This is a genomic window from Micropruina sp. (genome assembly GCF_047607385.1).
In the GTDB taxonomy this organism is placed as follows: domain Bacteria; phylum Actinomycetota; class Actinomycetes; order Propionibacteriales; family Propionibacteriaceae; genus Micropruina.
Map to the genome: position 1 here is coordinate 1 of NZ_JASGDE010000217.1, position 14,747 is coordinate 14,747.

13 protein-coding genes are annotated in these 14,747 nt (G+C 70.6%); 1 reads left to right on the forward strand and 12 read right to left on the reverse strand.

What is annotated here, in order from left to right; translation table 11 throughout:
• Positions 1 to 182 precede the first annotated feature (182 nt).
• On the reverse strand, positions 183 to 1,271 hold the full coding sequence (locus QM582_RS18635) for a polyprenyl synthetase family protein (protein ID WP_415086956.1): 1,089 nt from the start codon (positions 1,269 to 1,271) through the stop codon (positions 183 to 185).
• Positions 1,272 to 1,323: 52 nt separating this feature from the next.
• On the opposite strand from QM582_RS18635, the gene QM582_RS18640 reads away from it, so the two are divergent.
• The gene (locus tag QM582_RS18640) at positions 1,324 to 2,268 is read left to right on the forward strand and encodes a methylenetetrahydrofolate reductase (RefSeq protein ID WP_415086957.1); all 945 of its coding nucleotides are present in this window, start codon (positions 1,324 to 1,326) and stop codon (positions 2,266 to 2,268) included.
• On the opposite strand, the gene QM582_RS18645 is transcribed toward QM582_RS18640, so the two are convergent.
• The 11 genes from QM582_RS18645 to QM582_RS18695 form a co-directional block, all read right to left on the reverse strand.
• Positions 2,177 to 4,354, reverse strand: a complete 2,178-nt coding sequence (locus tag QM582_RS18645) for a HelD family protein (protein ID WP_415086958.1) — start codon at positions 4,352 to 4,354, stop codon at positions 2,177 to 2,179. The genes QM582_RS18640 and QM582_RS18645 overlap by 92 nt on opposite strands.
• 68 nt (positions 4,355 to 4,422) lie before the next feature.
• The gene (locus tag QM582_RS18650; protein WP_415086960.1) at positions 4,423 to 5,130 is read right to left on the reverse strand and encodes a TetR/AcrR family transcriptional regulator; all 708 of its coding nucleotides are present in this window, start codon (positions 5,128 to 5,130) and stop codon (positions 4,423 to 4,425) included.
• 42 nt (positions 5,131 to 5,172) lie between these two features.
• Positions 5,173 to 5,373, reverse strand: a complete 201-nt coding sequence (locus tag QM582_RS18655) for a hypothetical protein (protein ID WP_415086962.1) — start codon at positions 5,371 to 5,373, stop codon at positions 5,173 to 5,175.
• 68 nt (positions 5,374 to 5,441) lie between these two features.
• Complete coding sequence (locus QM582_RS18660) at positions 5,442 to 6,839, reverse strand: MFS transporter (RefSeq protein ID WP_415086964.1); 1,398 nt, start codon at positions 6,837 to 6,839, stop codon at positions 5,442 to 5,444.
• A 104-nt stretch (positions 6,840 to 6,943) separates the two neighbouring features.
• The gene (locus QM582_RS18665; RefSeq protein WP_415086966.1) at positions 6,944 to 7,861 is read right to left on the reverse strand and encodes a shikimate dehydrogenase; all 918 of its coding nucleotides are present in this window, start codon (positions 7,859 to 7,861) and stop codon (positions 6,944 to 6,946) included.
• Positions 7,858 to 8,715 carry a sugar phosphate isomerase/epimerase family protein gene (locus QM582_RS18670; RefSeq protein ID WP_415086968.1) on the reverse strand — a complete coding sequence of 286 codons (858 nt, stop codon included), beginning with the start codon at positions 8,713 to 8,715 and terminating at the stop codon, positions 7,858 to 7,860. The genes QM582_RS18665 and QM582_RS18670 overlap by 4 nt, the downstream gene beginning before the upstream one ends.
• 9 nt (positions 8,716 to 8,724) lie before the next feature.
• A complete protein-coding gene (locus QM582_RS18675) occupies positions 8,725 to 10,491 on the reverse strand; it encodes a thiamine pyrophosphate-binding protein (RefSeq protein WP_415086970.1) in 1,767 nt (588 codons plus the stop codon).
• A gap of 22 nt (positions 10,492 to 10,513) precedes the next feature.
• Entirely contained in the window at positions 10,514 to 11,404 is an 891-nt protein-coding gene (locus QM582_RS18680) for a citryl-CoA lyase (RefSeq protein WP_415086972.1), read from the reverse strand.
• Positions 11,405 to 11,413: 9 nt separating this feature from the next.
• Positions 11,414 to 12,853 (reverse strand): aldehyde dehydrogenase family protein, encoded by a 1,440-nt coding sequence (locus QM582_RS18685; protein WP_415086973.1) that lies wholly within the window; start codon positions 12,851 to 12,853, stop codon positions 11,414 to 11,416.
• Positions 12,854 to 13,068: 215 nt separating this feature from the next.
• Positions 13,069 to 14,283 carry a CaiB/BaiF CoA transferase family protein gene (locus QM582_RS18690; protein WP_415086975.1) on the reverse strand — a complete coding sequence of 405 codons (1,215 nt, stop codon included), beginning with the start codon at positions 14,281 to 14,283 and terminating at the stop codon, positions 13,069 to 13,071.
• Positions 14,283 to 14,747, reverse strand: coding sequence for a MaoC family dehydratase (locus tag QM582_RS18695; protein ID WP_415086977.1), 465 nt, complete (start codon positions 14,745 to 14,747; stop codon positions 14,283 to 14,285). Before QM582_RS18695 ends, QM582_RS18690 begins: the two co-directional genes overlap by 1 nt.

Consider the following 14,747-nt stretch of genomic DNA (forward strand, 5'->3'; position numbering starts at 1 on the left):
GCGGGCGATCTGCGGCCCCCAAATCTTGCGCCGTACGTCCAGTACGCCCACAAGATCTGGGGGCCGCAGCTCGTCCCGCCGGGCACGTCCTCGCTCGGAACAGCATTGATCAGCGCTTCCCTAACTATTTCGGGCTCGCCGAATTCGGCGAGCCCGAAATAGTTAGGCGAGCGTTGGGCGGGTCAGGCCGTCCGGGCGACCGAGAGCTCGGCCAGCCGGTGCAGCGCGGCGACCGCCTCGTCGCGCAGCGGGGCGCCGTCCAGCGCGGCCAGGGCCTGCTCCAGGTCGTCGGCGATGCGGCGTTCGGTGGCGGCCAGGGCGCCGGAGGCGACGATGATCTCCCGGGCGGTGGCGACCTCGTCGGCGTCCAGGTCGGGGCTGCCGAGCAGCCCGGCGAGCCGTTCCTTGGCGGTCTCGGACGCCAACTGCAGGGCGTGCGCTACCAGCACCGTCCGCTTGCCCTCGCGCAGGTCGTCTCCGGCCGGCTTGCCGGTCACCTCGGGTTCGCCGAAGACGCCGAGCACGTCGTCGCGGAACTGGAAGGCCCGGCCCAGCGGCGAGCCGTAGCCGGCCAGCGCGGCCAGCGCCTCGGCGGAGCCGCCGGCCAGCGCGGCACCGATCTGCAGCGGCCGGATCACCGTGTAGCGGGAGGTCTTGAACTCCACCACCCGGGGCACCACGTCCATCAGGTCGGCGGTGCCGATCGGTTCGGCCTGCGCCACCACGTCCAGGAACTGGCCGCCGGTCACCTCGGTGCGCACCGCGTCCAGCAGCGGGATGCCCCGGCCCAGGGCTTCGGCGGGCAGTCCGGACGAGGTGAACAGCTCCATCGACCAGACCAGCAGCAGGTCGCCGAGCAGGATGGCGCCGGCCCGTCCGAACGCCTCGGGGGAGCCGGTCAGCCCGTGCTCGGCATGCCAGCGTTCGAACTGCCGGTGCGCCGCCGGCAGCCCGCGGCGGACGTCGGAGGCGTCCATCACGTCGTCGTGGACCAACGCGGAGACGTGCAGCAGGTCGAGGCTGGCGGCCGCCCGGAGCAGCGGGCCGGGCTCGGTGCTCTCGGCCACCGCCTGATGCCCCCACCAGCAGAACGCCGGACGCAGCCGCTTGCCGCCGGCGGTGAACGCGGCGGCCAGCTCGCTGAGCATCGCGGTGTGCCCGCCGAGGCCGGACAGCCGGCCGGACTGCGCGGCGATGAAGTCCCGCAGAGTGCCTCCGACGGCGTCCCGGAACGGTGCGCCGATCGGGTCGTCAGCAGCGAAGATGCCCATCCCCTGAGCCTACGGGTCGAGGCGCGACAGTGCTCACCTAGGGTTGGTCCTCGTGTCCGTGAACCATGCCGAACCGGAGCGCCAGCCGGCCATCGCCGAGCTGCTCGCCGACCCTGGACGTCCGACGTTCAGTTTCGAGTTCTTCCCGCCCGCCGACGAGGCCGGCATGGACGTGCTGCGGCAGACCATCATGGACCTCGACCACGTCGGCCCGGACTGGCTGTCGGTCACCTACGGCGCCTCCGGAGCCACCCGGGACCGGACGATCAGCGCGACGAAGTTCATCAAGACCCAGACCGAGGCGCAGACCGTCGGGCACCTGACCTGCGCCAGCCAGTCGGTGGACCAGCTGCTGGAGACCCTCGGCTCGTACGCGGACGCCGGGGTGCGGCACATCCTGGCGATCCGCGGCGACATGCCGGGCGGCCCCACCGTGCCGTGGGTGCGGCATCCGCAGGGCCTGGCCAACGCCACCGAGCTGGTCGCCCTGATCGCCGATAATTTCGATTTCGGCATCGGTGTCGCCGCCTTCCCCGACGCCCACCCGGAGAACCGCGACCCCGACCTGGACGCCCGGCTGCTGCTGGCCAAGCAGGAGGCCGGGGCCAGTTTCGCCGTCACCCAGCTGTTCTTCGAGGCCGACGCGTACTTCTGGCTGGTCGACCGGGCTCGGGCGATCGGCTGCACGCTGCCGATCGTGGCCGGCATCCAGCCGGTCACCAACCTGGCCCAGATCAACCGGTTCGCGGCGCTCTCCGGCGCGGATCTGCCCGAACGGGTGACCAGCCGGCTGCAGGCGGTCGGCGCCGATCCGGCCGCGGTGCGTCAGGTGGGCGTCGAGATCGCCACCGAGCTGAGCGCCGACCTGTTGCGCGGCGGGGCGCCCGGCCTGCAGTTCTTCACCCTCAATCGGTCGCGGGCAACGTCAGCGATCCTCGCCAATCTCCGCCGGCTGGGTCTGGATCGACGCACACCAGCCGTTGCGTCGGACGGGTGAGCGCCACGTAGAGCACCCGGACGCCGCCCGGCGACTCGGCGACGATGTCGTCGGGGGCGACCACGATCACCCCGTCGTATTCCAGGCCCTTGGCCTGCAGCGGGGTCACCACCACCAGCCGGGGCTCGCCCAGCGCAGCCAACGCCCGCTCCACCTCGGCGTGCCGCGACGGCGGGGCGATGACGCCGACGGTGCCGGGGAGCTCGCCCAGCAACCGCAACGCCCGGTCGGTGACGGTCGGCAGCAGCTCCCGCGCCGCGACCGCCAGTAGTTCCGGCTGCACGCCGGTGTGCCGCACCGCCTCGGGCAGGTCGGCGGTCGGGAAGGCGCGCCGCACCACCTCGGCGGCCAGTGCGAACACCTCGGCGGGGGAGCGGTAGTTGACGCTGAGCCGGTAGGAACGGTTCGGCGCGTGCCCGATCAGCTCGGCCAGCGCCCGATCGGCTTCGGCCTGATCCGGCCAGCTGCTCTGCGCCGGGTCGCCGACGATCGTCCAGGACGCGTGGGCGCCCCGGCGGCGCAGCATCCGCCACTGCATCGGGGTGATGTCCTGGGCCTCGTCGACCAGCAGGTGGGCGTATTCGGTGTGGGCGTCCTCGTCCGGGTCCTCGACGACCTGCCGGGACAGCAGGTCGGCGGTGGTGACCAGTTCGGCCACCTCGCCGCCCTCGATGAACACCGGCTCCTCGGCGTCCGGTTCGGCGGGGACCGGCCCGAGCAGCGCGGCCAGCTCGTCCAGCAGGGCGATGTCGGCCACCGACCAGGTCTCGGCGTGGAACGACGCGGTGAGGATGCGCTGCTCGTCGGCGTTCAGCAGCCCGACCGCGACGGTGCGGGTGACCGCCGGGTCGCCCAGCCGGCGCAGCACCTCGGTCGGGCTGAGCGTGGGCCACCAGGCGTTGATGAACATCCGCCACTGCGCGCTGGCGGTGATCAGGTCCTCGATGGTGTCCCGGTCGAGGTCCAGCTCGTCCGGCACTTGCGCCACCAGCCGGGCCAGCAGTGCCTTCTCCGCCGCCTCCCGGGCCCGGTTCACCTTGTGCCGGGCCAGCACCTCGTTGCGCAGCCGGTCGAGGGCGGCGGTGTCCAGGCCGACCGGCTCGCCCTTCACGGTGAGCAGCAGCCGGGCGCCGTCCGGCCCGGGGTCGACCAGCGGCAGGTCGACCAGCCGCTTCAGCAGCGGCGCCATCCGCAGCGAGCCCTTGATGGTGGCCGCCGCGGCGTCGTCGGTGCGGTCGGCGGAGAAGCCGAGCACGTCGGAGGCCACCGCCCCGGTCGAACGCAGCGTCACCGAATCCTCGCCGAGCGAGGGCAGCACCCGTTCGATGTAGCTCATGAACAGCGCGGACGGGCCGACCACCAGGATGCCGCCGCGCTCGAAGCGGCGCCGGTTGGAGTACAGCAGGTAGGCGGCCCGGTGCAGCGCCACCACGGTCTTGCCGGTGCCGGGGCCGCCGGAGATCACCGTGACGCCGTTGGCGTCGGCCCGGATCGCCTCGTCCTGCTCGGCCTGGATGGTGGCGACGATGTCGCGCATGTGCCGGCCCCGGGCCCGCTGCAGGGACGCCATCAGGGCGCCCTCGCCGATAATCACCAGGTCGCCGGCCTCGGCGGCGTCCAGCAGGTCGTCCTCGATGCCGATCACCTTGTCGTTGCGGCAGCGCAGCACTCGGCGCCGGGTGACGTCCATCGGGTTGGACGGGGTGGCCCGGTAGAACGGCTCGGCGGCCCGGGCCCGCCAGTCGATCACCAGCGGCTCGTACTCCTCGTCGCGGACGCCGATCCGGCCGATGTAGCGGATGTCGCCGTCGGAGAGGTCGAGCCGGCCGAAGACCAGGCCCTCGTGCTCGGCGTCCAGCACGGCCAGTCGCTTCGCGGCTTGGAAGGCGAAGGCGTCCCGCTCGAACATCGCGGTGCCGTCCTCTTCGCGCATCCAGGTGCCGCGGTCGGAGGTGTAGATCGCTTGGCTGGCATCGGCCGTCCGGCGGGCGGCGGCGGCGGCTTTCGCGAGCTGCGCGTAGACGAGGTCCACGTGGGCCTGCTCGATGGCGAGTTCGCGGTCGAGTGCCGAGGCTGGCTGGGTCAAGGAACCTCCTGCTTGCCGTTTTGCCAGCGCCCTACTCTACGCCTTCTGCCGCGCCGTCCCACGACGCCTCATTCGGACGCCGCGGGCGTGGCCAGCCAGGTGCGGATCATCGAGGTCATCGTGGCGATGGCGCGGTCCAGGCTCTCCGGCGTGGTCATCCGCTCGCCGAAGGTGGCTTCGATGGTCGGCGCGTTGGTGACCCGGAACAGCGCCACCGCGCTCATCTGCAGATGCAGGTCGAGGGCGGCCACGTCGCGGACGATGCTGCCGTCCGCCCGGCCGCGGCGCAGGATGTCCTCGATCAGCTCCAGGATCGGCAGGTTGGCGCCGGCCTGCCGGGTCGAGGACCGCAGGTGGGTGGCGTCCAGGGAGTTCTCGGCGGACACCAGCCGGGCCAGTTCGGGGTGCTCGGCGTGCCAGCGCAGGGTGTGCTCGACCAGGGCCGCGACGGCGTCCAGCGGCGGCAGGGCGGAGAGGTCGAGGGCTCGTTCGGCGGCCCGGATGTCGGCGTAGGAGCGTTCCAAGACGGCGGTGAACAGGCCGTCCTTGTCGCCGAAGTAGTAGTAGATCATCCGCTTGGTGGTGGAGCTCTGGGCGGCGATCTCGTCGACCCGGGCGCCGTAGTAGCCGACCCGGGCGAACTCGGCGGTGGCCACGTCCAGCAGCTCGGCCCTGGCTCGGGCCGCGTCGCGCCGCTTCGGCCGCTTCTCGGATCGCTCCGGCAGCGCCGAGCCGGGGGCTGGGTCGCTGGGCTGCGCTGCGGTGTCCGACGGCATGCCTGGCATGTTACGGCCTGGCGGTTGCCGGCCGGTGTCGGCTCACGGCCGCGGGGATCCCCCGGAGGAGCGGCTGCGGATCAGCAGCATCAGGTTGATGGCGCAGGCGAGGACGCCGACGACCAGGAAGAACCAGCCGAACAGTTCTGCCGCGCCCGCCCCGCGGGTGCTCATGTACCAGCCGGCGACCAGCAGCAGCACCGACATGGCGAGGCCGGAGGCGGGACGGGTGCTCGATTTCACGGAAACTCCTCACCGGGTGGGCAGCCGGCATGGCTGCCCACCCAGGGTACGGACGTCGGACCTGACGGTCAGGCGGCGGCCTTGGCGGCCTTCGCGTTGGCGATGGCCTGGTTGCGCAGCCGGTGGTACTCGGCCTCGGGAACCGGCTGAGCACCGGGAACGCCGAGGTCCTCGGAGCGGAACCGGTAGGTCTCCGGGGACTTCCAGGCCGCGATGGACGCCATCAGGCACAGCAGCAGGGTGAGCGAGCCGACCACCAGCACCACGTTGGTGGATCCGGGCGGGGCGACCATCGGGAACACGATGCTCATCGCCGAGGACGCCACGGTGCCCATGTTCTGCGCGATCGCCATCCCGGTGACCCGGGTGCTGGTCGGGAACAGCTCCGGGTAGTAGGCCGGGAACACCGCGTTGTAGCCCTGGTACACCGCGCCCCACATGACCAGCGAGAAGACGATCGCGAGCGACACGTTGGCCTGGCTGATCGCCCACAGGTAGCCGTAGGACATCAGGCCGCACAGGGTCGGCGCCCAGATCATCATCGGGCGGCGTCCGATCTTGTCGGACAGGTTGCCCACGATCGGGATGACCAGGCAGGCCACCACGTTGCCGAGCAGCGGGATCCACAGGTAGACGTCGGCATGGAAGCCGATGCCGTAGGCCTTGTTGGTGGCGTAGGTGGCGCCGAAGATCGAGGTGGTGACGGCGATGATGTTGGTCAGCGCCATGCAGAACACCCGGCCCATGGTGCCCGGGCTCTCCCGGAACGCCTGGCGGATCGGGGACTCGGCGACCTTGCCCTCCTCCTGCTCCTCCTCGAAGGCCGGGGTCTCGTGGACCTTGCGGCGGATCAGGTAGCCGGCCACCACCACGCCGGCGCTGAGCGCGAACGGGATCCGCCAGCCCCAGCTGTGGAAGGCCTCCTCGGTGAGCAGGTAGGCCAGCGGCAGGAAGACCGCGGCGGCCAGGATCTGGCCGAACTGGGTGCCCTGCAGGGTGAAGCTGCCGAAGTAGCCGCGGCGTCCGAACGGGGCGTGTTCCAGGATCATCGAGCTGGCGCCGGAGATCTCGCCGGCGACCGCGAAGCCCTGCACCAGGCGCAGCGCCATCAGCATGGCCGGTGCCCAGATGCCGACCTGCTGGTAGGTGGGCAGTACCGCCACCAGCATGGTGGAGATGCCCATCAGCAGCATGCACAGCACCAGCACGTTCTTCCGGCCGTGCTTGTCGCCCCAGGCGCCCAGCACGAAGGCGCCGATCGGACGGGCGACGTAGCCGACCACGAAGGTGCCGAGCGCACCGATGATGCCCATCGCGGGATCGGTGTTGTCGAACATGATGGTCGGGAAGATCAGGGCGGCGGCCTGGGCGTAGATGAAGAAGTCGTAGTACTCCAGGGCGCTGCCGATCCAGCCGCTGGCTGTCGCCTTTCCGGTTTGTTTCTCGTGGGTGTTCGTATCAGACATGAGAACCTCTCGATCAGGGGCCGCGAGGGCCGGTGAACGCATCGACGCCGATGCGTAGACCCGGTGAACGTCCCAGGTGTGGACGGCCCCACCGGCGAGTGGGGTCAGGCAACCATTGCCCGGACCCGAGCGTGCATTCGCGGGGCGTCGGGTGTGACTCCCGTGAACAGCTCGAACGCCTGGACGGCCTGTTCAGCCGCCATTCCGGCGCCATCGACGGTCCGGCACCCGACGGCACGGGCGCGGACCAGCAATTCGGTGTTGAGGGGGAAGTAGACGATCTCGGAGACCCACAGTTGCGGTCGCAGCAGGTCGGTGTCGATCGCACAGCCGGGGTGGGTGGCCATCCCGACCGGAGTCGCGTTGACCACCCCCTCGGCTCCGGCCAGCGAGCGGGCCAGGTCGACGCCGACCTGGACCCGATCGGGGCCGAAGATTCCGCTCATCCGCTCCACCAGCAGCCGGGCGCGCTCGGCGTTGATGTCGTGGATGATCAGCAGGGGGGTGCCCAGGTCCAGGGTCGCGTAGGCGACCGCCGCCCCGGCGCCGCCGGCACCGAGCTGGACGACGGTGCCCTGGCAGGCGTCCGGCAGGGCGTCCCGGAACGGCTTCTGGTACCCGCACCAGTCGGTGTTGTGACCGATCGCCCGACCGTCGCGGAGCACCACGGTGTTCACCGCGCCCAGCGCGCCGGCCCGGTCGGAGAGCTCGTCCAGGCAGGGAATGATCGCCTGTTTGAACGGGTGGGTGACGTTGAATCCGGAGAAGCCGGACGCGCGCGCCCAGTCCAGCACCGCCGGCAGATCGTCGGCGGTGATTCCCCAGTCCAGGCTGTCCAGGATCCGGTAGGACAGCCACAGGCCCTGCTGGTGGCCCTCGTATTCGTGCAGCCCGGGGGTGCGGGATGCCCCGATGCCCTCGCCGAGCAGGAACAGCCGATGGACGTAGGGGCGGCGTCCGTCGTGCCACCGGGAGTGCAGCGACTGGTCCGGGAGCGTTCCGATCGCGCCGGTTCGGGTCATCGTGCGGCCTCTCGTTCGGTGGCGCCCGCGCGGGCGACGTAGTCGCGGGCGGTGTCCAGGCAGCGCTGGGCGTGCCCTTCGGCGCCCAGCGCGGCGACCTGGTCGGCGTTGGGCAATTCCACCGAGTAGACCATCGGCGGCAGCGCCGCCAGCACGTCGGCCGGGTGGGTGCCGCCCTCGCCGAGGTAGCTGCGGCCCGCCCGGATGATCCTGGCCATTTCGTCGTGGTCGGTGGGGATCTCGGCCGGAGCGTCGCAGATCTGGGCGAACTCGAACCAGCCCCGGGGCAGCGCCGCCAGGTCGGCGACCTTCTCCCGCGAACGGTGGAAGTGGTGCAGGTCGATCATCAGCCGGGCGTTCGGCTCGTCCACCTGGCGGATCACGTCCACGGCGTCCGCCATGGTGGTGACGGTGGCCAGCGCCAGCCACTCCAGGTTCACCGTCATGCCGTACTGGGCGGCCAGCCGGCAGAGCCGTCCGAAGGCGTCCACCGCGTAGCCGCGGTCGGCGCTCCAGATGCTGGAGAGCAGATGCCGCGCGCCGATCTCGGCGCCGACGGCGAGCTCCGGCTCATAGCTGCCCGGATCGACATCGTCGGCGATCCGGGCAAGTTCGATGTCGTGCACCGGCAGGCCGGTCTGGGCCAGCGCCTGCTTGGTCGCCCGCAGCAGGGCCGGGTTGCGGGCCAGCGAATGATCCAGGCCGGGCAGCCCGTCGCAGATCAACCGCGGGCTGACGAAGTCGTAGCCGGTGCGGGAGGCGATCCGGACCAGGTCCGGGGTCGGCGTGTCGATGATCGTCAGGTGTCCCAGCGAGTACTGCTGCGCCTGCGGCTCGACGGTGGTGGCGGTCATGATCGGGGCCTACGAGGTGGCCGCGTGGTGGATGCCGGCGCCGGGGGAGTAGATGTCCATGATGTTCCAGTGCCCGGACGTCGGGGTCGGCACGTTGATCATCGACACGTCGATCACCACCGGCCGGTCGCCCGCGATCGCCTTGGCCAGCGCCGGCTTGAACTCCTCCGCGCTGGTCAGCGTGACGCCCTCCACACCGTAGGCCCGGGCGATGGCGCCGAAGTCGGTCACCACCGGGCCGTCGGCGTTCTCGAAGACGGTGCCGAAGGTGGTGTCGAAGTGCGCCTTCTCCAACCCGGCGATGGTGCCGAAGGCGTTGTTGTTCATCACCACCCAGACGGCGGCGATGCCCTTCTCGCGGGCGGTGTAGAGCAGGCTCGGGTTGGTGCCGAAGCCGCCGTCGCCGACCAGCGAGACCACCACCCGATCGGGGCAGGCGATCTTGGCGCCCAGCGCCGCGGGGGCGCCGAAGCCCATGGTGGCGAAGCCGCCCGGGGTGAACACCGAACCGGGGGTGAGGATGTCCATCTGCTGGGCCATCCCGTTCTTGTTCCAGCCCACGTCGGTGGTGATGATGGCGTCCGCCGGCAGCACCTCGCGGACCTCGGCGAGGATCCGCTCCGGACGCATCGGCCAGGCGTCGCTGGTCACCGCCGCGGCGTTGCGGGCCCGGAACTCGTCGCGCTGCCGCTTGATCTCGGCCAGCAGCTCGGGCCGTCGGACGCCGTCCGGGGCCAGCCGCTTGGCGGCCTCGACCAGCGCGGCGATGGCCGGCTTCAGGTCGGCGATCGCGCCGATCTCCAGCGGGTAGTTGCGGCCCAGCTCGGAGGGGTCGATGTCGATCTGCATCAGCTTGGTCTGCGGGATGCGGAAGGTGTACTGCTCCTCCCACGACGAGCTGTCGGCCTCGGCGAAGGTGACCCCCAGGGCCAGGATCCAGTCGGCGTCCCGGGTGGAGGCGTTGACGAATTCGGTGCCCCAAAAGCCGGTCATGCCGAGCACGCAGGGGTTGTCGTCGGCGACCGCGCCCTTGCCCATCAGGCTGTGGCTGACCGGCAGCTGCAGGTGATCGACCAGTTCGGCGAGCTCGGCGGCGGCGTCGGCCAGCACGATGCCGCCGCCGACGTGCAGCAGCGGACGCTCGGCGGCCAGCAGGTTGGCCACGATCCGTTCCGCGGTGGCCGGGTCGAGGGCCGGCTTGACCAGTTCGGTGGTGCCGGCCATCGCCTTGTCGAAGGTGGCCACGTCCACCTCGGCGGAGAAGATGTCCATCGGCACGCTGACCAGCACCGGGCCGGGGCGTCCGCTCTCGGCCAGGGTGAACGCCTTGTCGATGATCTCGGCGAACAGGTGCGGCGACTCCACCCGCCAGGCCCGCTTCACGAACGGCCGGTAGATCTCGACCTGCGCGCCGTCGGCGTGCAGGTTGACCTCCTGGTGCGGGTGCTTGCCGTAGTAGTGCGAGGGGACGTCGCCGGCGATGACCACCATCGGGATCGAGTCCAGCGCGGCGTTGGCCACCCCGGTTGCGGCGTTGGTCAGGCCCGGGCCGAGGTGGGAGAGCACCACGGAGGCGCGCTTGGTGGCCCGGGCGTAGCCGTCGGCGGCGTGCGCGGCCAGCTGCTCGTGCCGGGTGTTGACGAATTCGATCTGCTCGGAGGTGGAGAGCGCCGCCAGCACCGCGATGTTGGTGTGCCCGCACAGCCCGAAGATGTGCTTGACGCCGCGGTACTCGAGGTAGCGGACGAGCTGGTGCGAGATCAGGTCGGTGGTCATCGGTGACTCCTGGATTCGGTGCTCAGGCGGATTCGTTAGTGTCGGACGGGGTGGCGCCGGGCAGGTCGCGGCGCGGCTCGCCGGTGTAGCGGTAGGGGATCTTCGGCGTCATCGGGCCCTTGATCCGGCCGCCCTGGTTGGTCTGCTCCCAGGCGTGGGCGAGGATGCCGACCGAGCGGGACAGGATGAAGATGCCCCGGCCCAGTTCGGGGGCGAAGCCGAGCTCGGAGTAGATCACCGCGGTGGCGCCGTCGATGTTCATCGGGACCCGGCGGCTGCGTCCGGCCGAGATGGCCTCTTCGACGGCGCGTCCGATGGTGGCGAACCGGCCGCTCACCGCGCCCGTGGCGGCGAGGTCGTCGACCAGGCCGAGCAGCCGCGGCGCCCGCGGATCGAGCGGGTGGAAGCGATGCCCGAAGCCGGGCGCGTACTTGATGCCGCGCTCGTTCCAGCGTGCCCAGACGGTGCTGGCCGCCGCGACCGCGTCCGCGTCGGCGAGCGGGGCGTCCGGGCCGTGGCCCTGTTCGGTCAACTCGGCGTCGATGTCCCGGTAGAGCTCCATGCACTGCTGCCCGGCGCCGCCGTGGACGTCGTCCAGCACGTTGATCGCGGACGCCATCGCCCCGTTCAGCGGCAGCCCGCAGGTGACCGACATCCGGCTGATCGCGATCGACGGGGCGTGCGGGCCGTGATCGACGGAGGCCACCAGCGCGGCTTCCAGCAGGGACGCCTGTTCGGCGCTGGGCAGGTCGCCGCGCAGCATCAGCCAGATCATCTGCGGGAAGCTGATCCGGCCGATCAGCTGCTCGATCGGGTAGCCCCGGACGCCGATCTTGCCGGGGTGGATGTCGATGATGTCGGTCGACCACCAGTTCTGGGCGGCCTCCACCAACTCCTCGGGGGACTGGGTCATCGGCGGGCCTCAGGCGTCCGCGGGCTCGAGTGCCGGGTCGTAGAAGTCGCCGAACAGCTCCTCGTCGCTGGGCTTGTCCTCGGGGATCGGACGGGCCACCCAGGTGGTGTTCAGGTAGTGCTTGAGGTGCACGTTCTCGCTGGTGATGTTGCCGCCCCAGGTGCCGCAGCCCATCGAGGAGGTCATCGGCATGCCGTTGTTGAACGCGCCCGCGTTGGCCTTCGACTGCGGCTGCCGGACCATGATCCGGCTCACCGGGGCGGCCAGGCCGAGGCGGTGGATGTGGTCGTCGTCGTGGGAGTAGATGCCGCAGGAGTGGCCCTTGCCGCCCACCTCGTAGACCGCGCGCATGGCGTCCAGGGCGTTCTCGAACTCGCCCTCGTAGCGGTGCACGGTGAGCAGGGTGGTCAGCTTCTCGCGCGAGAACGGGTAGTCGTCGCCGATGCCGTCGCCTTTTACGAACAGGAAGGTGGTGCCCTCGGGAACCTCGAAGCCGGCGGCCTGGGCCAGCTGGGCAGGGGCGATGGCGACCGTGTCGGGCAGCCGGTGCGCCTCGTCGTCCCACATGACCTTGGCCAGCGCCGCGCGCTGCTCACCCTCGGCCAGGTAGCCGCCCTCGGCCTGCAGCGCCGCGATCATGGCGTCCCAGATCGACTCGTGGATGATCAGGTTGCCGTCGGCGGAGCAGCCGGAGCCGAAGTCGGAGGTCTTCGAGATCCGGGTGTTGCGGGCGGCGATCTCGACATCGGCGGTCTCGTCGATGATCATCGTCGAGTTGCCGGCGCCGACCCCGTAGGCCGGGGTGCCGGAGCTGTAGGCGGCGCGCACCATCGGCTGCCCGCCGGTCGCGATGACCAGGTCGGACGCCGCCATCAGCGCCTGCGACATGGCCACGCTGGGCTGGGTGATGCACTGCAGGATGTCGGCCGGCGCGCCCTCGCGCTCCAGCGCCTCGCGCATCAGCCGGACGGTCTCGAAGGTGGTCTTCTTCGACCGCGGATGCGGGGAGAAGATCACCACGTTGCGCGCCTTGATCGAGTAGATCGCGTTGCCGGCCGGAGTCAGGTCGGGGTTCGTGGTCGGCACGATGCAGCCGATCAGGCCGACCGGCTTGCCGTACTTGACCAGGCCCTTCGCCTCGTCGGTCTCGATGATGCCGACGCTGGGCTGGCGCAGCGCGTCGCGCAGCACGCCGCGGATCTTCATCCGCTTGCCCATCCGGCTGACCGGGTCGCCCAGGCCGGATTCCTCGATGCCCTCGTGCACCAGCCGGGTGAAGGTGACCTTGTTGGCCACCGCCCAGGCGACCGCCTGGCAGAGCCGGTCGACCTTCGCTTGGTCGTAGGTCTCGATGATCTTCTGTGCTGCGCGGGCCTTGGCCAGCAGGTCGTCGAGCTCTTGCTCTTGCTCGGGCCGAAGGGGTTTCGGTTGGCTCGTCGTCGATGCCATCAGTGCCTCTCCCGGGTGAATCGCGGTGTCGTGGGGATCAGTATGCATAGAAATCCGCCGTTTGTGAACCATCTGGTTAGTTCAAGAATTTTCGGGTTGGTCTTGGGCGATGCGGTTCGGCTCACGTTGCCCTGCTTTGGCGTCCTTTCCACGGTTCAAACCAGGTGAAAGACGCTGAACCAAGGAAACGTGGCTGGCTGGATGGCTGGCCGGGTTCAGGTCGCGGCGAACAGGACGCCGTCGGCCTGCAGCACCGCGATCTCGGACGCGCTGAAGCCCAGTTCGGCGGCGATCTCGGCGTTGTGCTGACCGAGGTCGGGCGCCACCTCGGTGATCGTGGTGTCACAGTCGGAGAACCGGAACGGCAGGTTCGGCAGCCGCAGCGTGCCGTAGCGCGGATGTTCCTGCTCGATCACCATGCCGCGGGCCTGGATCTGCGGATCGTTCAGCACCTCGTCGATCCGCTGCACCTTCGCACACGGGACGTCGGCGGCGTCCAGCAGGGCGAGCACCTCGGCGACCCCTCGGGCGGCCACCCAGTAGCGCACTCCGGAGAGGATCTCCTCGCGGTGGGTATTGCGGCCCGACAAGGTGTGGAACCGGGTGTCGGTGCCGAAACCGGTAGGTCCGCCGGTGGCTTCCAGCAGGTCGGCGAAGCGGCGCCAGCTGTCGTCTTGTTGGGCGGCGATGACCAGGTCACCGTCTGCGGCCCGGAACACTCCGTACAGCGTGGAGGCCGGCATGTCGTGCCCGGTCTGCTCGGGCAGCACGCCGCCGATGGTCCAGTTCTGCACCGCGTACTCGTGCATCGAGAACAGCGTGTCGTACAGCGCCAGGTCGATGTGCTGGCCGCGTCCGCTGCGCACCCGGCCGAGCAGCGCGGCGGTGATTGCCGCCACCGCGTGGCTGCCGGTGTACATGTCACCGAGCGAGATCCGCAGCAGCGGCGGTGGTTCGCCGGGCGTCCCGACCATCGCCATGATGCCGCTCTTGGCTTCGGCGATCAGCCCGAAGCCGGGACGGTGGGCGTCCGGCCCGGTGTGGCCGTAGGCGGAGATGGAGCAGTAGACCAGGCCGGGGTTGCGGGCCGACAACTCGGCGTAGCCGAGGCCGGCGCGGTCGAGGGCTCCCGGTCGGTAGTTCTCCACGAAGACGTCGGCGGAGTCGCACAGCCGGTGCAGCAGGTCGCGGCCGCGGGGGTCCTTGACGTCGACGCTGAGGCCGCGCTTGCCCATGTTGAGTTGCAGGAAGTAGCCGCTCTGCCGCTCGTCGAGGACGGTGGCGTGCTGCCGTCCGGCGTCGCCGGTGCCAGGGCGTTCCACTTTGATCACGTCGGCGCCGAGCGCGGCCAGGCAGCGTCCGACGTAGGGGCCGGCCAGGAAGTGGCTGTAGTCGACGACCCGGACGCCGTCCAGCGGTCGATCCTGCATCAGCGCGCCTCCGAGCCCGGACGGCGGGGCACCATCAGGCGGTGCTCGCCATGCTGCACCACCTCGCCGTGCTGGTTGATCAGTTCGGTCGGCAGCACCACGATGCCCCAGCCGGGACGGCTCCGGCTGGCCCGCATGGTGCCCACCCGGAAGGTCACGTGCAATACGTCGTCGACCCGGATCGGCAGCCGGAAGTCCCACGTCCAGCCCAGTGACATGCCGGACAGAAACCGGTAGTCGGACTGGGTTTTCAGGCCGTCGGCGATGGCCAGCCCGAACAGTCCGTGGGCGACGATGCCGCCGAAATGGCTGGCCGCCGCGTACTCCTCGTCGACGTGCACCGGGGTGTGATCACCGGTCAGGTCGGCGTAGGCCAGGATGCGCTCCCTGGTCACCGGGTAGGTCGGGCTGCGGCCCTGGTCACCCTCGCGGGCGTCGTCCCAGTAGCGCTCGACGATCGTCAT